At 31.7% G+C, this 19,435-nt stretch carries 21 protein-coding genes and 1 pseudogene; 14 read left to right on the top strand and 8 right to left on the bottom strand.

Annotated features, from left to right (window positions below):
* Nucleotides 1–32 precede the first annotated feature (32 nt).
* The 5 genes from ABC346_RS20505 to ABC346_RS20485 are packed head-to-tail and all read left to right on the top strand — an operon-like array spanning nucleotide 33 to nucleotide 4,173.
* Nucleotides 33–770, top strand: a complete 738-nt coding sequence (locus tag ABC346_RS20505) for a hypothetical protein (RefSeq protein ID WP_413236633.1) — start codon at nucleotides 33–35, stop codon at nucleotides 768–770.
* Between the two features lie 2 nt (nucleotides 771–772).
* The gene (locus ABC346_RS20500) at nucleotides 773–1,552 is read left to right on the top strand and encodes a hypothetical protein (RefSeq protein WP_413236632.1); all 780 of its coding nucleotides are present in this window, start codon (nucleotides 773–775) and stop codon (nucleotides 1,550–1,552) included.
* A 1-nt stretch (nucleotide 1,553) separates the two neighbouring features.
* A complete protein-coding gene (locus ABC346_RS20495; protein ID WP_413236631.1) occupies nucleotides 1,554–2,138 on the top strand; it encodes a hypothetical protein in 585 nt (194 codons plus the stop codon).
* Nucleotides 2,135–3,049, top strand: coding sequence for a hypothetical protein (locus ABC346_RS20490; protein ID WP_413236630.1), 915 nt, complete (start codon nucleotides 2,135–2,137; stop codon nucleotides 3,047–3,049). Before ABC346_RS20495 ends, ABC346_RS20490 begins: the two co-directional genes overlap by 4 nt.
* Nucleotides 3,046–4,173, top strand: coding sequence for a nucleotidyltransferase family protein (locus ABC346_RS20485; protein WP_413236629.1), 1,128 nt, complete (start codon nucleotides 3,046–3,048; stop codon nucleotides 4,171–4,173). Before ABC346_RS20490 ends, ABC346_RS20485 begins: the two co-directional genes overlap by 4 nt.
* Before the next feature lie 727 nt (nucleotides 4,174–4,900).
* Here ABC346_RS20485 and ABC346_RS20480 read toward each other — a convergent pair.
* Nucleotides 4,901–6,133, bottom strand: a complete 1,233-nt coding sequence (locus tag ABC346_RS20480; RefSeq protein ID WP_413236628.1) for a tyrosine-type recombinase/integrase — start codon at nucleotides 6,131–6,133, stop codon at nucleotides 4,901–4,903.
* Nucleotides 6,134–6,599: 466 nt separating this feature from the next.
* On the opposite strand from ABC346_RS20480, the gene ABC346_RS20475 reads away from it, so the two are divergent.
* Genes ABC346_RS20475 through ABC346_RS20460 form a run of 4 tightly spaced genes read left to right on the top strand, consistent with a single transcriptional unit; the run spans nucleotide 6,600 to nucleotide 8,783 of the window.
* Nucleotides 6,600–6,851, top strand: coding sequence for a hypothetical protein (locus ABC346_RS20475; protein WP_317958690.1), 252 nt, complete (start codon nucleotides 6,600–6,602; stop codon nucleotides 6,849–6,851).
* Nucleotides 6,852–6,866: 15 nt separating this feature from the next.
* Nucleotides 6,867–7,814, top strand: a complete 948-nt coding sequence (locus tag ABC346_RS20470; protein WP_317958689.1) for a helix-turn-helix domain-containing protein — start codon at nucleotides 6,867–6,869, stop codon at nucleotides 7,812–7,814.
* A 54-nt stretch (nucleotides 7,815–7,868) separates the two neighbouring features.
* Nucleotides 7,869–8,033, top strand: a complete 165-nt coding sequence (locus tag ABC346_RS20465; RefSeq protein WP_317958688.1) for a hypothetical protein — start codon at nucleotides 7,869–7,871, stop codon at nucleotides 8,031–8,033.
* A 42-nt stretch (nucleotides 8,034–8,075) separates the two neighbouring features.
* A complete protein-coding gene (locus ABC346_RS20460; protein WP_317958687.1) occupies nucleotides 8,076–8,783 on the top strand; it encodes a thermonuclease family protein in 708 nt (235 codons plus the stop codon).
* Nucleotides 8,784–9,334: 551 nt separating this feature from the next.
* Here the strand turns inward: ABC346_RS20460 and ABC346_RS20455 are convergent.
* Nucleotides 9,335–9,520, bottom strand: coding sequence for a hypothetical protein (locus ABC346_RS20455; protein ID WP_105101340.1), 186 nt, complete (start codon nucleotides 9,518–9,520; stop codon nucleotides 9,335–9,337).
* Nucleotides 9,521–10,847: 1,327 nt separating this feature from the next.
* On the opposite strand from ABC346_RS20455, the pseudogene ABC346_RS20450 reads away from it, so the two are divergent.
* The 4 genes and pseudogenes from ABC346_RS20450 to ABC346_RS20435 form a co-directional block, all read left to right on the top strand.
* Nucleotides 10,848–11,405, top strand: a pseudogene (locus tag ABC346_RS20450) (recombinase family protein); the annotation flags it as partial.
* A gap of 43 nt (nucleotides 11,406–11,448) precedes the next feature.
* Nucleotides 11,449–12,897, top strand: a complete 1,449-nt coding sequence (locus ABC346_RS20445; RefSeq protein ID WP_317958685.1) for a Mu transposase C-terminal domain-containing protein — start codon at nucleotides 11,449–11,451, stop codon at nucleotides 12,895–12,897.
* Nucleotides 12,890–13,702 (top strand): AAA family ATPase, encoded by an 813-nt coding sequence (locus tag ABC346_RS20440; RefSeq protein ID WP_317958684.1) that lies wholly within the window; start codon nucleotides 12,890–12,892, stop codon nucleotides 13,700–13,702. Before ABC346_RS20445 ends, ABC346_RS20440 begins: the two co-directional genes overlap by 8 nt.
* Nucleotides 13,703–13,885: 183 nt before the next feature.
* Entirely contained in the window at nucleotides 13,886–14,443 is a 558-nt protein-coding gene (locus ABC346_RS20435) for a recombinase family protein (protein ID WP_413236627.1), read from the top strand.
* Nucleotides 14,444–14,612: 169 nt separating this feature from the next.
* Here ABC346_RS20435 and ABC346_RS20430 read toward each other — a convergent pair whose 3' ends face one another.
* Nucleotides 14,613–15,503, bottom strand: a complete 891-nt coding sequence (locus tag ABC346_RS20430; RefSeq protein ID WP_413236626.1) for a hypothetical protein — start codon at nucleotides 15,501–15,503, stop codon at nucleotides 14,613–14,615.
* A 378-nt stretch (nucleotides 15,504–15,881) separates the two neighbouring features.
* On the opposite strand from ABC346_RS20430, the gene ABC346_RS20425 reads away from it, so the two are divergent.
* The gene (locus ABC346_RS20425; RefSeq protein ID WP_413236625.1) at nucleotides 15,882–16,106 is read left to right on the top strand and encodes a hypothetical protein; all 225 of its coding nucleotides are present in this window, start codon (nucleotides 15,882–15,884) and stop codon (nucleotides 16,104–16,106) included.
* A 160-nt stretch (nucleotides 16,107–16,266) separates the two neighbouring features.
* Here the strand turns inward: ABC346_RS20425 and ABC346_RS20420 are convergent, their stop codons facing one another.
* From ABC346_RS20420 to ABC346_RS20400, 5 genes are all read right to left on the bottom strand, one after another.
* Nucleotides 16,267–16,554 (bottom strand): hypothetical protein, encoded by a 288-nt coding sequence (locus ABC346_RS20420; protein WP_413236624.1) that lies wholly within the window; start codon nucleotides 16,552–16,554, stop codon nucleotides 16,267–16,269.
* A 159-nt stretch (nucleotides 16,555–16,713) separates the two neighbouring features.
* Nucleotides 16,714–17,826 carry an FRG domain-containing protein gene (locus ABC346_RS20415; protein ID WP_413236623.1) on the bottom strand — a complete coding sequence of 371 codons (1,113 nt, stop codon included), beginning with the start codon at nucleotides 17,824–17,826 and terminating at the stop codon, nucleotides 16,714–16,716.
* 140 nt (nucleotides 17,827–17,966) lie between these two features.
* Nucleotides 17,967–18,215, bottom strand: coding sequence for a hypothetical protein (locus tag ABC346_RS20410; RefSeq protein ID WP_413236622.1), 249 nt, complete (start codon nucleotides 18,213–18,215; stop codon nucleotides 17,967–17,969).
* A 2-nt stretch (nucleotides 18,216–18,217) separates the two neighbouring features.
* Nucleotides 18,218–18,715, bottom strand: coding sequence for a hypothetical protein (locus ABC346_RS20405; protein WP_413236621.1), 498 nt, complete (start codon nucleotides 18,713–18,715; stop codon nucleotides 18,218–18,220).
* Nucleotides 18,716–18,890: 175 nt separating this feature from the next.
* Nucleotides 18,891–19,328, bottom strand: coding sequence for a JAB domain-containing protein (locus tag ABC346_RS20400; RefSeq protein ID WP_413236620.1), 438 nt, complete (start codon nucleotides 19,326–19,328; stop codon nucleotides 18,891–18,893).
* Nucleotides 19,329–19,435 lie beyond the last annotated feature (107 nt).

The raw sequence follows: 19,435 nt of genomic DNA, 5'->3' as shown, positions 1-19,435 counted from the left end.
AAAGTATTACCTCTGAAAGGAGTAAACTATTCATGACTATTAATCGGAAATTGTTTCAAAAGAGACTATCGAATGCTTTATATAAAGAAGAAAACGAAATTGAGGAATTGGCTGACTATATTATTAGTTCATCCATGGATGAACAGGGAGAGAAGCAGCTAAAGAAGTATTTGGCAGATTCTGGAATAGGGGACCACTGGAACCTTATCCTTGATAAAATTCGTTCAGGTTACCTAGCAGAGAAAATAATGTACCATATTGATGTGTGTTCTCCAAAGATAATTGATGTTTTATCTGGAACTGGAACATTGGCCAGCGCCTTAAGACAAAAGGGAGCACATGTTATGGAAGTTGAGCGGTTAGAGCATTATCCAAACTTGCAACCGAACAATAATTTAGTAGATTTAGAAGATCGAGAGATTCTAAATAACATGGAAGCTGATGCGTTAATTGTCGTTGCCTCCCTACACCACGAAAAAGAACTTGATAAGTTTTTGGGGTGGTTATCAACAATTCAAGCAAATACAATTATTATTATTGAAAATCTTAAGAATAGGGAAACAAATATTGAAACACATAAACGGATGGATTGGTTTTTCAATAGGTGCCTTAACAATTTTGAAGCAGATTGCCCTGGTTGGTACTGGGATAAAAGCCAGTGGGAATTAGTTCTAAGCTCTCTGGGTGATGTGAAATGGGAGGACAATATGTCTAATGTTCCTGGGATTCCTTTCGATTATGATCTATTCGTAGTAAAAAGGAGAGGATAAGGATGTTTTTATTTGGACATATATTAACAGCCAAAAATTCCAATCTTATTGGACGTTTAGATGTGGCTAAAGGAGAAGGAGTAGTAGCCTTAATGTTGCCTGACATACTGTCAAGTCATGATTGGGCATATAATAAATCTTGGAATATAGATCCAAACAAGGAAGGTGCACTTTTGATTCAAGCACATATAATAGGGGATGCTGTAATTCATTTTGGTAAAGAGTGGGATAAACCTCTTGTTAAAAGAGGTTGGGCTTATAAAAATATGAAATATATAGCTGGAGATTATTATAATTTTTTTAATAAAGCAAAAAGGATGGACTATATTAAACCAAATAAAATCATAAATGACTCTATTCGTGGATGGTCTCATACGATGGTTGAGTATACGATAGATCAGTATTTGACTGATAATTTTATTTTAGAAGAATCTTTTGACAACATAAAAAAAGTATTCTCTGAAACAACACATAATCTAAGCTTTTTATCAGATTCTGTTGTCGACTATGGAATCGAGACTTCAAAACCTTTCCCAGACCAGCCATTACGTTACTCGAATATTATAAAAAATTCGAATTCCCCTGATGAGTTTCATCTAAGAGGATTAGCGGCCAAATATGGCTTAAAAGAAAATGATGACGTGATAGATTGGTTAAGGAGTTATTTGAGAAGCATTATTTCATTAGTTGGAATAAATAGTATAAAAGATATTATTAATACTTTAAAAGAAGTTACCAGTGATCCTTATAATTATAATTACCCGGTTAAGGACAAAATATAAAATGAAAAAGAGTATATATTGGATAACATCTTGGGAGCAGATAAAAAAAGCAAGGTTTAATGGGTTTAAGTTTAGTTCGGAAATTAAACTTATAAGAGGTATTCCTCCTAACTCAATTTATCAACTCATTTCTCCACAATTTAAAACTAAGGAGGAAAAGGGTAAGAAGTTTGAGTTTTACTATCTACGTGAACTATCTAAGGATTTAGTATTAATAAATTCAATTAATTTGCCAAAGGTAGATGAAATTAGCTTTATAGAATTAGAAGACAAACAAATATCGGAATACTTGGAAAATAACAATCCCCTTTGGCTCTTTTTTGACAATTCAAATATACAACAGCTATATGAAATAATTAATTTTGATGTAGAGGGTACTGATTGGAAGACTTGGTCATTTAAGATTATAAACCTATATAAAGAGAACAGTTTTGTAATAAATAACTCTTTACTATCCAGTAAACTAACTTTAAATAACTTGGAGGATGTAGAGCAATCTCTAAAGTTGAACATCCCTTATATAGCCATCTTATCTTTAAATAGGATTGGTTGGAAACCTCCATACAAGGGCGTGATCAAAAGTTGAAGATGGAAAACCAGACTGGAAATGTTCTTATACCACTCATAGTCGCTCCAGAAGCTTCAGGAGATAGATTAATTGTATCTATTGGAAAATTATTAGAAAATAATAACTTTCTATTTAAAAGTGCAGTAGTAATTAATTTCACTCCAGAAATTGTGGATTTTATGTATATGTCTGGCCCAACAAATAAAAATAACCGACTCCAGACGATTCCATGGATGTTCAATTCTTATAATGAATATTGTAATAAGCAAGCAGCAATTGTTTTGTTGGAGTATAACGGGAGACCTCAAAAAGAAAGCACATATCAAATAATCAACACTATAAAAGGGAAAAGTGTATACCCTAACAAACATACTTTAAGATCTTTGTCTACACTTACAAAGTATAATTATTCATATGTTCATATACCTGATGAAGACATAGTCAATGATATTTTATTATGGGCTTTTCCAAATACTGAAGATATAAAACCTATAGAACAAAAGAATAATCTTAATAATTGGGAAAAACTTCAGTCCGTTCTACAGTCTTCTGAGAGTATTAATAATAGAAAAAAAAGTGTTGAACATGAAGTTGTCACCCAGGGTTTAAATATTTTATATTTGTCTAGGTTAAGATGTCTAAACCAAAGTAGTTTGTTATGGGACTTAGAAACAAAAAACGATAATGAAAAGATTTCTATTCTACAAAGAATAAATAATTCTATACCTACTGAAAGTTTTACAGGAAGGAGATTGAAATATTTAAATTCAATTTTGTTGGCAATAATAGGGGAGCAGCAACTGGATCTTTTGATTGATTTAGATAGTATATTTGAGTACTCAGGGTTAAAATTATCACCAAATATGACTCAGTATTTTAGATCAAATATTGTAACTCGAATAAAGTTAAACCAAGGAGGTAATCAATGAAACATGAAGAGAGGTTATTAATAACCTTACTAAAAGTAAGATTAGGTATAGAAGAAGAAGATAAAGTTAATAAATTATTAAGAAGTAACTCAACCGACTGGGGGTATTTCTTTAATCTTGTAATACATCATAAGTTACCTTCTTTTCTATACCACCAAATTATTGATTCAAAACTTCCCGTTAGCAGAAAATGGATATCTTTATTAGAGATAAATTATTTAGGCACTAAACAAAAAAATCAAGAACGAGAAAGTTTCTTAACTCCTATTATCCAAGATCTTTATTCAAAAAATATAATTTGCACCCCAATAAAAGGGGCTGCATTAAACTTACTAGTTTACGGGGACTTGGGTTTAAGACAATCTAATGATTATGACCTTCTGATACAGGAAAAGGACATACCAAAAGTTACAAAAGTAATAGAAGACTATGGGTTTATACAATCAAATAAGATTGAGAATGGTGTTCCTCTACCAGCAACTAGATTTGAAAAAACTTTTTATAGATTATCCACTCACGAAGTAGTACCTTTCTTGAAAAAGGGAGACTTATTTAATAATTTTTTTGAAATAGATGTTCAATTTGATATCTTTAGTCACGCAGAAAACCTTCCTGTTGATTTCCCTTTAGAGAACCTATTTAACAACTTAGAAACCATAAACAATGATAAGGGGAAGTTTTTTATTTTAAAACCAGAACATAATTTACTACAATTATGCTCTCATATTTTCCAAGATAATACAATGCTACAAAATATTATAAAAGGAAAAGATCATATTTTAAGAGATTTTGTAGATATCTATGAATTAATAAATAAATATACAATTGATTGGGATAACTTTTCTAATGAAGTTAAATCAGATCCTTGGGTTCAAAAAATTGTTTACTATGTATTATTTCACACAGAGGAAATATTTGGAAATTTTATTCCTCAGGACTTTATAAGAAAAATAAAACCAGAATGTACAAAATATGTAGATGAATATGGATTTGAAGAAGGAAAGAGCTCGCAATGGACTAATGAATTTGTAGATAGATTGTTTGAGTTAGACGTGTCTATAGAAGAACAGTCTGAAAATTTTAAGTCTAATAAGTATTTTAATATGTTTTCAAAATATAAATGAATGAGGTGGATATTTTTTGTATGTCTGTAATGAACATGTTAAATATGTTATAAGACACCTAGTTTCTCCACACTTTAAAAAAGTAAACAAGCAATGTCATAAATCATGTATTTGTTGTAATAAGACGGGAGAATATTATCTATTTTATTTGTTTGATGGAGATTAAACACTTGAGGAGATGTTTTATAAATTCTTAGAATTTAAGGTAAAAAGCTCACTGCTTCTTTTTCAATTAAAGAGCAATTATTTTGTTATTTAGTAATTGTACAAAATGGAACAGAAAGAGAACTAAATAAGCAATATAAGGGGTCCATCCGACAAAACGTGGATATTATACGTTAAGGAACTTTTTAGAAGGTAAAGCCCTAATTTTTCTACCCTAAGCAGAAAAATCAGGGTCTTTTACTTCCTAAGTGGAATTAGTATCACAGTCACACCTATCAGGATAACTACCAAATGTACCATAGCAATTATCGTGAGTTCGGCAGCATGTATTAACTGAATTCACTGGTGTACCACTTCCACAACCATTCCCACACCATTTGTAAGCAACAGAAATAGAAGGTAGACCCCCAGGGTAAAGGGGTTCTTGTATTTGTAAAAACTAAAGCGCTAGTTTTTCAGCGCCCTCTATTCATCCACGCTCCTTTTTTACTAAAAGGGTATAGTTGTAAAAGTAATATTTATAAACTCCCTAGATTTTGAAAACTTTAGATGAACCTTGAAACTAAATATAATTCAATATGTCATTCCCTTTCCAATCCTGACCTACATTCTGTTCTTTTGATTGTTTATTTTCAAGATAGATCATGGTTGTTTCTATTTTTTCATGACCAAGCGATTGCATAATTCTAAATACATCACTATTATTTTCAGCACTAATAATAGCAAAAGCATGTCTTAACGTGTGAGGTGAGAGGGACCTAATTCTCTTTTCAGGTAACAGTCCAGCATCAATCTGTTCTTTGAGTTGATTATTAATCTGAATAAATGGAACGTCGGCTTCACGAATATGCTTAGTGAGGAACATTGATAAATTTTTATATTGATACGCTTTACCCTTTGCAGTAGTAAATAGTGGTGAATGATCGATAGGGTTTAAAACTGTATCTAATCTCCTTCTATGTCTAAATCTCATTATTGCCTCAAAAACATTATCATGAATAAGAAGGGAACGGTTTTTATTACCTTTCCCGGTAACTTCTAGCCAATAATGATATTGGTTTGTTATCTCGTCTTTCTCGTATGTTAAGTCACTTACTTTTGCTGAACATATTTCCTCTATTCTTGCTCCTGTTGTAACTAATATAGATAAAAAACCGTGAACAATAGGATTAGTACGATAATAATCAAGAAGTTGAATGACTTCCTTCTTACTTATATCTCTGTTTGGCCTATCTTTTTTGCTCACTTTAGCTGCAAGAAATTCTTTATGAATTGGGGAAGTAATGTATTGTTTATTATATAAATACAAAAGAAATGACTTAAAAATGGTCGTCTTCCTAGATATTGTTGCAATAGAGTATGGTTTATTTCCTTTACCTAGTGGAGCTGTTTTTAACCACTGTTGATATAATCTTATGTGCTTTTCCTTTAAAGTTCGAAAAAGGTCTCCATTGGTATTAAAAGGAATGCCAAATTGGTCACGATTATTATTCAGAAGCAAATAAACATGAAGTAACTCTCGTACATATTCTTTTTTCGTATTTTGTTGTGTATTTTTTTCTTCGTCTTGATCCTTCTCTTGATGCACATATAAGTAAATCATTTCTATATCATTAAACTTGCTATAGTCGGATGTATCTGTTTCAAATATTCTCCTAAAAAATTCTTCTTTATAACTTTCATCAAGTAATGCTGCTTTTACTTGTTTATTTAAAGAACTGTCCTTTACATTTGATAACGATATATTATTCTCTTTAATGTATGCCATCTTTACTAGTGGATTATCCGAGTTCACTATCTATCAACTCCTTTATATGTTTTTTAATGCCTTCTATAGTTTTAATAATTAAATTTATATATTAGATACCTTTGCACATGATAACTATAACTATAATAGCATGAAGACCTGTAATAATCTGCTTAAATAATATTATATTGGAAAAATCTATTTATTTGTCCATTATATAATAAGAATAGACGAAAACAAAATATATACATAACTGTTATATTTATGTTGAATAACTATACAAATATAACAGTTATGTTATAATTTATTTATAGGTAAAAAGACATGCGTGCATGAGTTTGATTTTTTAGAAATTAGGTGATAGTTAATAATTCTTTTAATAGTGAGTTCAATTAATTTGTGAAGATGTATTATTCTTTGTATTATGACTTGGCTATTATAGCGAGAGGAACTTACGGTAATTTAGAAATAGTATTACAAATAACTTTGTAGATCATCGAAGGGGAGAGTTATAGTGGACAAAAAAAATATAGATATTGGCTATACGGTACAAGCTGACAAACCTATGTTAGTTCAATTAGAGAATATATCTGATAAAGAGTTTTTCTATCTCCAATCTTTATCATATGATGTAGGGACTATTTGTGATATAAAGAATGGATATTATGATAAATCAATATTTGTAGTCTCTTATAGAAATCAAGAAAAGATAGCTTACATACATGAAGATGACTTAAGAGTTGTATCTTCTCATGTTAACGAGTGATAGGAGGAATTAAGAATGGATGAGAAATTATTAAGTACAAAAGAGGTAGCTGAGCGGTTGGGTTTAACTGTTACCACTATATATCAATATGTGAAAAACCAAAAACTAAAACCAGTTTATGATGATTGGCAAGTTGATGAGACAATGTTGTTTTATTTATCTGATGTACAACGACTTGAAAATCAAAGACCCGAAGGGTATACAACAGCGCAGGTTGCAGAAGAATTGGGAATACATCAAACAACAGTTTCAAAACAAATTAAGGAAGGAAAAATAAAAGCCGATAAAGTTAAATATAAAGGCAGAATGACTTATTTTGTATCCTATGATGTTTTGGAAGAGTTAAAAATGGATTACAACAATAATAGGTCGAATAAAGATTATTTTTATCAAAAAAAATGGAATTATTATTTATATCAGCCTTTCACTAATGTGAAAAATAATGAGTTCGCTAGAGTAGAAAAAATTACTAAAGATAGCGGTCACATTATTACTGATAACGGTGAACAGATTAAATTTGAACAGTTAAAAGAAAAAGGATTTTATCCAAGAGAAAAATATGTGAACCTAAATACCATAAATAAACCAGGAGATATATCCTTTCAATTTAAGCTACCAAACTCACTACATTCTCCAGTTTATGAAGTGATTGAATTATTTTATAGAAATCTTAGCTATAAAAATATGAAGTTATTTATAGAAGATGATTATATTAATATCCAGGTTAAACCTGTGTTGTTAAAACTAAGTAATGACGTTACTTATACCTTGTTACAAGAGCATGTTGTAAAAGGGAAAGTAACAGAACGTCACAATGGTATTTTATTAGACAGTTGTCTTGAGAGCATACTAATTCATATGAATAAAGAACAAAAACGTAGATTAAAGCATGAATCAAAACGTAACGGAATTACAGTGGATCAGTTGATTGTAAGTATTATTGACGAACATTATAAAGAATAAATTACTGTTGCTGGGCCTTAAGGTGACTAAACTGATAATAAGAGGGGGGGAGAAATGATGGACCCATTGAGTTATACCGATTATGCAGAGAGGCTCCAATTGAAACTGCTTGAATCTTATCGAGATAAAAAAAAAAGTTTATCTGAATATCAACATATAACCCATACTCTTTATGAACTATGTGGGAACCTAGATGAAAGAAGCAACAAAGAGCTTTAAATTAACAATTTAACACAGAATAGTTTGATAGGAGGGATTTGTTTGAGGAAACAACATAAGTTTATTTTAGTATTCTGTTTGCAAATAATTATTTTAGCTGCTTGCTCAAGTACACCTAATTCATTAGGTATTGTGGACGATACAGAAAAGGAGTGGGAGAAGTCATTAAGTTCCTTATTACCACAAGATCCCGTACCTAATGAAATTAAGTTAGAAGATGGAGATTATGTTGTTGCTAATATAGCAACTGTGCGAGATGGTGATACACTCACTATTTCCAATATTGATACATCGTTTATAAAAAATGTTACCACGCAAAAAGCTATTGAAGATGAAATTAATTCAAGTGACAATGCAACTTTAGGAGTTCGCCTTATTAGTATTGATACACCGGAAATAACAAATGGAAAAAATGAACTATTTGGAACTGAAGCGAAAGAAGCTGTAGAAAGATTGGTTTATAATGGTGAAGTTTATTTGGAAATAGACCCCAAAGCACTCTTTGATAATTATGATAGACTCATCGCTCATGCTTATACTACTGAAGGTATAAGCATTCAAAAGACTTTGTTAAGTAATGGATTAGCAAGAACTGCTTACCTTTATGATGATTATAAGTACATAAATGAATACCAACTTGCAGAAGAACAAGCAAAGACAAAAAAACAAAATATTTATTCTATTGATGGATATGTGAAAGAAGAAGAAAGTGGCGGATTTGATATGAGTGTTTCTCCAGGAGGATATTAATATATTTAGGCACTAAATAATAAATTTATAGGCAGTAGGTTTAAGTCTTTTTTAGTACGATTAAATAGGGGTAATACCAACAAAACGCGGAAAACATACGCTAAGGATCATATCAAAAGATAAATAAAACCCTGATTTTTCTACGCTAAGCAGAAAAATCAGGGTTTTTTATATCCTATGTGTACATTGGGAATGTATGGAGTTCAAAATCTCGGGTTTAAAAGGATATTCTCCTAAAAAGTTTAGGTGTCCCTATCCAAATGGTGATACGTATGGAACTTTGATGTAAGAAAAGTAACGAGTTTACATTCCCTACGCCCTCTTCTTCAATAATACTAAAGGCCAATGATTCCTTAGCGTAGGAAAAATTGGCCTTTTTACCTCGGTATTTCTCTTAGCATATGTTATTAAGACCTAAATTGCAAAAAGTCATAAAAAATAGAGATTGATTCATATTAAACATGTCCAATATGTATCAATCCCTTGCTTCTTGTGCAACAAACGCACCCGAGTCTTGAATAAGTTACTACATAATTTTAGCGAAATACGTATTAAATCTTTTGTATCTCTATTATCTGATCGTGATACAACGTTCTATAAATATCGGAAACATATTCATGAATTATTAGATAATCATCTGTAATTGAATCCACATAACCTTCAAAAATATCTCCATTTTCTCCATATACTATCGAAACTTTATAATTTTTATTTAAAGAATTAATAATTTGTATCATTACCTTTCCTCCTTTGCAATTTGTGTCAAATATGAAATACGAAGTCCTTATTAAAGAAATGCGCCCGATTGTGGTGTATGCCCTATGTTCCCCAGCAAGTTGTTCCCAAGATCAACTATTATCTAAGATGTTTTTCAAACCAGCCGCACGCCTCAAGTTTCATACTGTAAGTAAACTGATGATTAACAAAAGGCATACTAAGTTTAAGTTTATCGAGATGTCCAGAATACTTCGGTAATAACTTCTTATATAGTTCTAACGAATAAAAGTACGGCGAATCAATATCTTGGTCACCATCAATAATTAATAATGGTTTTGGAAAAAAATCACTTAACTTGTCAAAAGGGTTTCTTAGAGGAAATTGACAAGGATTATATGGAGATCATCTTACAGAACCTAGCAAAGTTTATCGGATGGTTGCGGAATCCACATAGCAGCCATAAAGTAACCCCTTTTAAGGAGATGAAGTCGAAGAAAACCTTCATTTGTCCTCCTCCAATAGCCAAAATATATAATTATATTATACTTTTTAAACAAAATTTGTAAGGTCTTGTTTATATTTCTGATTTACAGAAAAAGAGAAGGTATTCGCCCATATACTGAACGAACTATCCTCTCTTTATGATAGTCTAATTAACGTATGTTTTCCGCGTTTTGTTGGTAGGACCCCACATAGTTCAATAGTTTTAAAAATACGACAATAATTGACAATATAATTTTTAAAGTACTTTGATTCTATTATGCTAACGGAACTTTCAACATACTATTGTAAAGATGCACCAGCACCTTATTCCAGTAAAAATCCATGGTTTTTTGTTAGCCAGTTTTTATACAATGTTAAAATGAATATACCCGCATTAAATGTATAATTATACTGGTGTGGCTTGACATGGAGACCTCTGTGGGCATGCCTTCCCAGCCAAGAAGCCAGCAGTCTAAAGACTTGGCTTGCCGAATAACCATTTGCGAGACAAGAAAAAGTACAGGGTTTTATATCAGATAATCAATCTTTATTTTAAATCCGCATTACGACTAAATTCTGCATTATCAATATTGAAAGGACATCTTGAATGGAAATATTTTATTTAGAATTATTTATAGCTAATTCATTAGTTATTGTATATTTAATTGCATTTTTATTACCACCTATCCAATATAATTATTCTTATAAAATATTTATCTTAAAAACGAATGTTTTTGAGACTTTTTTTCTATCACAATTAAATAGCTTATAATCATAGTTTATTTTGTCTTTAAATATTGCTCAAAATCTATGTATCATATACCACCTTTTGTGATATAATTTTACTGAAAAGGTGGTTTTTTTATGAGTCAGTATATTTACGGGTATGCTCGAGTGAGTACTCGTCAACAAGATTTAGCACGTCAATTGGATTTATTAGAAAAATATAATTGTAATGAAATTCTGACAGAAAAAATGACAGGAACAAAATCAAACCGGCCAGAGTTAAATCGTTTAAAAGACAAGTTGAGACCAGGCGATATTGTTGTTGTAGAAAGTTTTTCAAGATTAGGTAGAAGCACGAAAGATTTAATTGATTTAGTTAATTACTTTGAAGAAAACAATGTGAAATTAATTAGTGTTAAAGAAAATTTTGACACTACTACTCCACAAGGAAGATTAATGATGACCGTTTTTCAAGCTTTTAGTCAGTTTGAAAGAGATTTGATCGTTGAACGAACAAAGGAAGGACTAAAAAGTGCTAGAGCTAGAGGAAGAAAAGGAGGACGACCAAGAGTAGGAACTAAAGATATTACAAAAGCCATAAATCTTTATAATACTGAAGAATACAGTGTAAAGGAAATTGTTGAAATGACTGGAATTAGTAGAGCCACTCTTTATCGATATTTAAATAAGAGTAAAAGTTAAAAGTACTAGCTTCACTTATTAGAAGGAGCTGTTTTATATGAAAAATGAACTCCCTCAGTTAACTTCGTATTCGGAGGATCAGCGACAAGAGGCTGTGAATAAATATAGGTTAATTGCACCATACCTTAATCACCAAGAAAGTTTAAAAGCTATCGCCGAGGAATCAGGTATCTCAAAACGAACACTACAATATTGGATTAGCAAGTACCAACAATTTGGTTTAAAGGGATTGATACGTAAAAAACGAACGGATTCTGGAAGCGTTAAAGTTGAAAAAGAAGTGCAAGAAGAGATTAAGAACTTAATAATCAAACACAAAAGAAATTCAATTACTTCTATCTATAGGAAGATATGTGAAACATGCAAAATGCATAACTGGAAGCAACCCAGTTACTATCAGGTTTATGCTATCTCAAAGACTTTATCACCAGGACTAAAAAAACTAGCCTATGAAGGGAAAAAAGAATATCAAAACACTTATGATTTAATTCACCGACGAGAGGCTAATTACCCTAATGAGATATGGCAAGCTGATCATACCCCATTAGATATAATTGTTTTAAATGAAAAAGGAAAACCAGAAAGACCTTGGCTAACAATTATTTTAGATGACTATAGTCGAGCAGTTGCTGGATATTTTTTAACTTTTCAAGACCCTTCTGCTATACATACATCTTTGGTCTTACACCAAGCAATATGGAGAAAAAGAAACCCCGATTGGCAAATATGTGGTATCCCTGAAAAATTTTATACAGATCATGGAAGTGATTTTACCTCCAATCATTTGGAACAAGTAGCAATTGATTTAAAGATTAATCTAGTCTTCTCTACAGTAGGAGTTCCTAGAGGGCGTGGGAAAATAGAAAGATTTTTTTTAACCATTAATCAACTGTTTCTACAAGACTTACCTGGTTATCTTGGTAATCAAAATAGCACTGCACTTCTTACCCTTACAGAACTTGATGAAAAATTATCAAATTTCATCATATATAACTATCATCACAGGGTTCATGGTACAACAAAAAAAGAACCCATAAAAGATTGGAATAATTCTGGTTTTCTCCCTAATATGCCAGATAGTTTGGAAAGTCTAGATTTATTGTTATTAAATGTAGCAAAACCGAGGAAGGTTCATTCGGATGGTATTCATTTTCAGGGATTAAGATATATCAATACTAACTTGGCTGCATACGTTGGCGAAACAGTTATTATTCGTTATGATCCGCGGGATATTGCGGAGATACGAGTTTTCTTTAAAGACGAATACTTATGTACAGCAATTTCCCCTGAAATCTCTGATTATACAGTCGATTTAAAGGATATTGTTTCAGCCCGAAATAAAAGAAGGAGAAATCTGAAAAAGCAACTTGATACAGGGAAAACGGTTGCGGTGGAAGTTGCTATGTCAAAGCAAAAAGATTTGGAGGGCAACTCGACTCATTCGGATTCAAAAAAGCCAAAATTAAAGAGGTATTTTAATGAATAAAACACAAAAATTTATTGAAACAAAAGAATACAAAAGATTTGCGGAGTTTTGTGATGCCTGTATTAAATATAAATATATCGGCATTTGTTATGGACTGCCTGGTGTCGGAAAAACATTGTCCTCAAGATATTATTCAAATTGGGATGCCATTGAAAAGCAAATCGCGTATAAAACAGGAACGGAAATCGGTGTAGATGCAGACGAACAAATTCTGGAAGCAAAAACCATTTTTTATACTGCTCCTGCTGTAAAAGCCACTAAAATGACAAGTGAAATTCACACAATTGGATATAAAATGGGTATGGTGAGAGCTGTGTATAAAATGAAGACTCTAGATGAAGAAGAACATTATCCCCTCGATTCTTTTGAAGATATCGACTTGATTATTATTGATGAAATTGACCGACTAAAAATGCAGCATTTAGAACAGCTTCGGGATATCTATGATCGAAACGACATAGCGATGATATTCATTGGAATGCCCGGCATTGAGAAACGATTAGCACGATATCCTCAACTCTTTTCCAGAATTGGTTTTGCACATGAATTTGATAACCTCAGCAAAGATGAAACGCATCATATTTTGGAATATAAATGGGAAGAGTTAGGCCTCTCCATAAAACTTGAAGACTTTTCCGATTACGAAGCAATTACTAGCATTATTAAGATTACCAATGGGAACTTTAGGCTTATACAGAGGCTTTTCATGCAGATTGATCGAATACTTGAAATTAACAATCTCCAAACGATAACAACAGAAGTTGTTGAAGCTGCACGAGACAGTTTGGTTATCGGTATCAAATAGACTATTGAAAAGCCATTATCCATTAAAAAGATGGCTTTTTATTGTGTACTCTCAGTGCAAAATATCGCCTAAAAAAGGTGCAAAAAAGCGTTTAAAGTGACACCCGTGTGTAGTAATATCAAGGTGTGCCAAGGTGTCATAACTTAGGTTCATAAAAAGTGTAGAAAAAAGGTGATTTTCTTCATGAAATATGGATACGCAAGAGTATCAACTTTACATCAAGATTTGCAAGGACAAATAGAACGATTAGAAAGTGAAGGGTGCGAAAAGATTTTTCAGGAGAAATTTACAGGAACAAAAAAAGACAGACCTGAATTTACCAAGTTACTGGATGTCTTAAAAGAAGGAGATACGCTTGTAGTTACAAAATTAGATCGCTTTGCCAGAACAACCACAGATGGAATAAATATTGTCAAAGAACTTTTTGAAAAAGGGGTAAAAGTTCATGTTTTAAACATGGGTCTCGTTGAAGATACGCCGACAGGACGTTTGATTTTAAGTGTGATGCTTGCCTTTGCAGAATTCGAAAGAGATATGATAGTAGAGCGTACTCAAGAAGGAAAAGCGATAGCAAAACAACGTGATGACTTTCGAGAAGGTAGACCTAAAAAATACGGTAAAAAACATATTGAGGAAGCTTTAAAAATGCTGGGAACAAATTCATACAAAGAAGTAACAGAAAGAACAGGAATATCTAAAAGCACGCTAATTAGAGCGAAAAAAGAAAGGGGATTGTTGTAAATGGCTAAAAGAACAGGGGAAGGGGATTCAAGGGTTCTCCACTAACTAGATACCAGAAAAAATTAGAACAAATAAAAAACACCTTCAAGGGGTGCTTTTATTTGTATGGAAAAAATTTACATCTATAATCGAATTGAAAAACCAGAGTTAACGGGTTAACCTAATGATTTTATTGTTTTTTCTTGTTAACCTTATTAAGTTCATTTTTATGTTCTTCTTGCAACATGTTTATTCTTTCCTCGTATTCTTTTCTTATGTTATTCATTTCATCATACAGCGACTTGACCGTTTCGTTATGTTCTGTACTCATCCTTGTAATTTCGTCGGCGTATTTTCGTTCAGTTTCCAGTAAAGCCTTATCTTTTTCAAGTTCTTTTCGTTCCTTTATTTGTTCTATCTCTATTTTATTATTTTGCGTTAAATCCTCTATTCCTTTTCTTAATTCCTCAATAATAGATATATTATTAACATTTCCCTCTGACAATTCAGCAATTTGATCATTCAATTGCGTTCTCTCTTCAGCAAACATTTGCTTTAATGTTTCATTATCTTCTTTATAGGATTTATATTCATTCACTAAACCAGTTAACGTATCGTTTTTTTCTTTATACTGATTAATTAAATCTAGATTGTTTTCATTGTTAACCCTAGTTTCCTCCAAAGCCTTTTCCAAGTCCTCAACTTCTTGTTTCGTTTGTTCTAGAGAGGTTTTCATTTCCTTAGCAGATTCAATAGCTGTTTTTGCCTTTTCCTGAAATTCTGTGATGGTAGATTCCTTTTGCTCTATTTTTTCTTGGAGTTCTCTCGTAGATTGATCTTTTAAATAATTTGACCTTTGTACCATATTGGCTACTAATTCGTAGATTCTTGTTGTATGCGTCTCTAATTCTATCAAATCATGTTTATGTTCTGGAGAACCTTCCTTTAATTCACTTTGTTCCACCAATGCAACTGCTTTTTGAAACCAATCTTTATTTGATAACCCGGATGACTCAATCATCATCTGTGTTTTTTGTTGTAAATCTTCACTTATTTTAAACCCTATTGTTTTGTCAGCCATTATTACTCACTCTCCTTATATTGAAATTCACCGATATTGTTCTATTACCTATATTATACCATTCGCTTATGATTTATACAATTTTAGGTTAACTATTTAACAACCTATTATTATACGGTTAACCCAGTTAACCAACGTTAACCAATCCGAATCATGACGGAAATCGAGACATCAAACATAGCGTTTTTCTTTGTCGAAAGGTTTACCAAAATTACATTTTGGAAGGTTTTTTGTCCATTTTTTGTCCAAAAACCCCTTTTTCCTATGTGGAAATGCAATTTTAATGGTATTTTTCCTTCCAAAAATTAATTTTGGCTTTTTGTCAAAAACTACTAAAATCGTTAATCTATATACATATTAACGAAAGGGGAATTTTAAATGAGTGAAATGCTATTACGTTGCCCAAGTTGTCAAAAGGAAGTAAATCTTAGTGAGGAAGTAAATTTGGATATCCTCAACACCATTACACACAAATCTTGTGAACCGCAATCTAGTATTAAGGATTCTGGAACACTTGAAGAAATGATTGATAAATATCCATTTTTTGAATCAATTTTGCATCCACTAGCTGATGAACCATTGGAAGAAGAGCAATCTAAGTAGTTCATTTTTGAGGTACAAAAATTTAAAATGTAAATAGGGGGCCTGCCGACAAAACACTAAGCAATTTTCAACCTAAAAAAAGTCGAATTCCCGCACTCTAAGGATCCGACTTTTTTATCGACTTGTTAAGCTAACGAACTAGTTACTTTAATAATTCAGTTTATTGCTCTTTAGTAAAATAAAACCCTTGTCCATTTTCTTGTGGCACAAATCCTGATAAAACTGATGAATTCTCTACTCTAGTTTGTTCTTCCGCTGTAATAACTGTTTCAAGGTCTTTGCCTTCAATAACCTTATTTTCACGTACTTCTTGTTCCTCTACGGTTACAATTCTAATTTTATCTCCATTACTAACGTCAGCTTGTCCATTTGCTAATACATCTGTAAATCCAACTGATAGTGCAAGAACTCCTATAAAACCAAAAACCAACCCTGATTTTCTTATCATAAAATACCCTCCGTTTTCAAAAAAATTGTGTCTTCTAATAAATATATTAGCATAAATAAATAATAAAACCTTCTTCTACTCTACTACCCTTATTGTACTAACGCACCAGTTAGCCCACTGTATGTCGTCAACCTATTAAAAAGACAAACTATGAACTAATCACTTCTTATTTTTAATATAAGAGGCTATATTATCAAAATCACCATAAATGAATTTTTCATTTATTCCGATGAAATCAAGTTCTTTGTAGATTTGTTTTTTATTTTCAATTACGATGATTTCGTCTGGCCAAATTCTTTGTTGTGCCAAAATTTCAGCATTATATACTTCTTCAATGAATATTAAATAAGTTTGATATATAAATAACCCTTGCTGATTGCGACTACGTTCAAAAGTCAATATGGGGGCGTATTTGAAATTAGGCATGAAGTTGAACCACCAAATAGGCTCTGTAAAGTTTAATATTTTTTGTAAAAAACTTTGAAGATACAATGTGTATAATAAAACTTCATAAGAAACTTTCCTGAAAGTATTTTCTATTTGAGCTAAGAGGTCTTTGGCTTCCTCATTTTCATTCGTGATATTAAAAACATACTTCCATATTTCCCTTTTATATTCTCCGTTATTATATGGAACGAATCTTTTAGGGATAGGATTTTTGTCTAAGCCTTTTCCAAAATAATAATGATAATCATCATTCAGCTTCTTTATATATTTATAAAAATGGTTTGGTTTCTTCTTTTCAAATTCCAAAAATACTTGATACATATCAAACAAGATATTATCCCGATTATAAGCATATAATTCTAAAATATTTTCATCTTCATACTTTGTTAAAATATTTGTTATGTCAACAAAATTATCCTCAAATAAATATACATAACCTCTTTCCTCATCATAGTCTTCACCCATATGATTAGTATAGTTTTCACATGCAAAATACAGGGCAACTAATGGAGAAGTGGTTATATCAATGAGGTTTGTAGGTATACCATGATGCTGTGAAAATGCTGTGAAATAAGTTCGTTCATCAGGAGATAATTTATGCCATACTTCTTTTTTAAATTCATTTCTCATCTCAACAAATGAATACTTAGTAGCATCTACTCTTAATGCTGAAGATATAGTTTCATCATAATTGGTTGGTTCTCCCCTAAACAAATAATTCTTGTACTTTCCGCCGGAAAACAACTGTATATAACTAGCTAAATCCTTCACAACTATTTCTTTGGGATCTGGAAGCCCTTTTAATTTTCGTTTGGAAAATCTCATGTTAACCTCCTTGTTTAAGTTGATTATTTTAACTATCTTATCCATCTAATTAGCTGTTAGCTTAAGTTAAAAACCGCACAATCTTTTGTTATTTCAGCAAAAAATCAGTTACCTCCTGAATCTACAGGAGGTTTTCAAGTTCATAATTTGATTATACTATATTGAACAATTAGAATAGCTTGAATCTCACTATTAATTCTTTTCCTTCTATCAGAAAGAAACTTTTTAGCAATTAGATCATTTATGGTGTGCTCAATATCAGAAGGTTCATGACCAGTTCGTAATTCTAATTCTTCTATCGTTGTAAGATGCCCTCTTTTATTGTGATGATAAATTATGGTTAATAACTTCCGTTCGAAGTCGGTAAGCCGGTTCGTTCTATCATTCATCATTAATTTTCCTTACTCTGAATCTGTTCTTTTAAAAATCGTTCACATGTAGTCCGTTCCCAATATTTTGTTCCGCTTATAATAATATCAGCTTTTGGAGCTTTTCCACGACTGATATAAACACTTAATTTCGCCTTGTCATAATTCAACCCATGCTCTAACAAAAATTCAGCAAATCGACTTTGATTCATGTAATAATCCCGATCTGTAATAATCGAATGGGTTGGTTCCTTGATTAAATACGTATCGTTTCTGAAAAACAAATGAATCAATTCAAGTCCGAATTCCAGCCAATCATCTTCTAAATGCTTATAGAAGCTTTCTAAATTGAAATTTTCTTTGTTTGGATTCTCAAAAAACCAAGCCAATCGTAAAAATACTTGTTCCTCATTTGTGAGTTGTGACAATACTTGATCACTCAAAAGGGTGCTCTCATTGGAATTTAAATACTGTTCCAAAACAGGTAATTCTTCCATAATTTTTTTCGTTGCAGATTTCATTTGAATCTCCCCTTCATTTCGTTAACTTTGTTAACTATATTGTATCACTTGTTAACTTTGTTAACAACACTATATTATATATTTATTACTGCCTTTTTTCTTTTTCAATAACGCAAGTTTTGAAAAAGAAACTCCTAGAAAAAAACAAATAAAGGGAAGAACTCCCTTTATTTGCTTATACATAACCTTTTTCTTTCAAACTAGTAAACTGATTTCTACCAACAATAAGATGATCTAATACTTCGATTCCAATTATTTGACCTGCATCTTTCAATCGTTTTGTCACATGAATGTCTTCCTGAGATGGAGAACTATCTCCCGATGGATGCTGATGAGCAACAATGATAGATGCTGCATTATTGAGTATTGCTGCTTTGAAAGTCTCCCTTGGATGCACGACACTAGCATTCAGCGATCCAACATGCGCCCTATGTACAGCGATAACATGATTTTTGGTATTTAAACACATGACAAAGAATACTTCACGGTCATCATCACCAATAAATTTCTGTGCAATATCTACACCATCTTCCGGACAACGAATCACATGATTATTAACTTCCACCTCACTAACAACTTGCTTAATACGTTGAATTTCGTAAATTTTTTCCATTTCAATTCCTCCTTTTTGTTTGAACTCACCTTAATGTTGGCGAAAACGAAGTGGGAAGGGTCGGCTTGGTTTTTAGCCGACTTGCAAGAAAAACATAGTGATTGAAC

The sequence above is a fragment of the Oceanobacillus phoenicis genome, from assembly GCF_047238145.1.
Taxonomy (GTDB): domain Bacteria; phylum Bacillota; class Bacilli; order Bacillales; family Amphibacillaceae; genus Oceanobacillus.
This window is presented reverse-complemented; position numbering and strand designations above follow the sequence as displayed.

Excerpts from the sequence above, each read along its gene's own strand:
- ABC346_RS20470 (WP_317958689.1), top strand. The coding sequence starts at position 6,867 with ATGGATGAGAAATTATTAAGTACAAAAGAGGTAGCTGAGCGGTTGGGT.
- ABC346_RS20500 (WP_413236632.1), top strand. The coding sequence starts at position 773 with ATGTTTTTATTTGGACATATATTAACAGCCAAAAATTCCAATCTTATT.
- ABC346_RS20495 (WP_413236631.1), top strand. The coding sequence starts at position 1,554 with ATGAAAAAGAGTATATATTGGATAACATCTTGGGAGCAGATAAAAAAA.
- ABC346_RS20430 (WP_413236626.1), bottom strand. The coding sequence starts at position 15,503 with ATGGCTGACAAAACAATAGGGTTTAAAATAAGTGAAGATTTACAACAA.
- ABC346_RS20485 (WP_413236629.1), top strand. The coding sequence starts at position 3,046 with ATGAAACATGAAGAGAGGTTATTAATAACCTTACTAAAAGTAAGATTA.
- ABC346_RS20420 (WP_413236624.1), bottom strand. The coding sequence starts at position 16,554 with ATGATAAGAAAATCAGGGTTGGTTTTTGGTTTTATAGGAGTTCTTGCA.
- ABC346_RS20410 (WP_413236622.1), bottom strand. The coding sequence starts at position 18,215 with ATGAATGATAGAACGAACCGGCTTACCGACTTCGAACGGAAGTTATTA.
- ABC346_RS20435 (WP_413236627.1), top strand. The coding sequence starts at position 13,886 with ATGAAATATGGATACGCAAGAGTATCAACTTTACATCAAGATTTGCAA.
- ABC346_RS20440 (WP_317958684.1), top strand. The coding sequence starts at position 12,890 with ATGAATAAAACACAAAAATTTATTGAAACAAAAGAATACAAAAGATTT.
- ABC346_RS20405 (WP_413236621.1), bottom strand. The coding sequence starts at position 18,715 with ATGAAATCTGCAACGAAAAAAATTATGGAAGAATTACCTGTTTTGGAA.
- ABC346_RS20415 (WP_413236623.1), bottom strand. The coding sequence starts at position 17,826 with ATGAGATTTTCCAAACGAAAATTAAAAGGGCTTCCAGATCCCAAAGAA.
- ABC346_RS20425 (WP_413236625.1), top strand. The coding sequence starts at position 15,882 with ATGAGTGAAATGCTATTACGTTGCCCAAGTTGTCAAAAGGAAGTAAAT.
- ABC346_RS20505 (WP_413236633.1), top strand. The coding sequence starts at position 33 with ATGACTATTAATCGGAAATTGTTTCAAAAGAGACTATCGAATGCTTTA.
- ABC346_RS20400 (WP_413236620.1), bottom strand. The coding sequence starts at position 19,328 with ATGGAAAAAATTTACGAAATTCAACGTATTAAGCAAGTTGTTAGTGAG.
- ABC346_RS20465 (WP_317958688.1), top strand. The coding sequence starts at position 7,869 with ATGATGGACCCATTGAGTTATACCGATTATGCAGAGAGGCTCCAATTG.
- ABC346_RS20455 (WP_105101340.1), bottom strand. The coding sequence starts at position 9,520 with ATGATACAAATTATTAATTCTTTAAATAAAAATTATAAAGTTTCGATA.
- ABC346_RS20445 (WP_317958685.1), top strand. The coding sequence starts at position 11,449 with ATGAAAAATGAACTCCCTCAGTTAACTTCGTATTCGGAGGATCAGCGA.